The sequence below is a fragment of the Roseateles sp. P5_B10 genome, assembly GCF_056400485.1.
This window is the reverse complement of record NZ_JBFULE010001774.1, coordinates 1-518: the sequence shown is the minus strand read 5'-3', so window position 1 is coordinate 518 and position 518 is coordinate 1. Positions and strand designations below refer to the sequence as shown.

Here is a 518-nt window from a genome sequence, read left to right as displayed (position 1 = left end):
CCCATATAGCCGTCGTCGTAATTGATGACGCCGTCGCGATCGAGAAACGCTGCGGGCTTTGCTTGAGTGGTCATATCTGCGCGCTTCTGTTGGATGCCTCGGCCATCACGCCTTGAATAATCCCGGCGACATCGTCGGACGGAATGTCGCGCATGCAGGCATGATTGTTCATGGTGCAGACCGGTTTGTGACACGGCTGGCACGGAACGATGGTCTTCGTCTGCACGGTCGCCGCCAGCGGATTGAGCGGTCCCCAAAGCTGCGGGCTGGTCGGTCCGAAAATGCCGATGGTCGGCGTGCCGACAGCCGCAGCAATATGCATCAGGCCGGAATCGTTGGCCACGGCGACATTGGCGGCGGCCATGCCGATCACGCCATTGCGCAGGTCGTTGGTCGTAAGATCGCGGGCGCGGGGACCAGCGGCGGCAATGATCTCATTGGCGAGGTCCTTCTCGCCAGGACCGCCGATGACCCAGACGTCCAGCCCGCGCTCGACCAGCAGTCTTGCGGCCTCGGCA

1 protein-coding gene is annotated in these 518 nt (G+C 62.7%); it reads right to left on the bottom strand.

What is annotated here, in order from left to right; genetic code table 11:
- Positions 1–70: 70 nt before the first annotated feature.
- On the bottom strand, positions 71–518 hold a 448-nt coding region (locus AC1DU6_RS35835; RefSeq protein ID WP_477863410.1), incomplete at its 5' end, for a glycosyltransferase family 9 protein.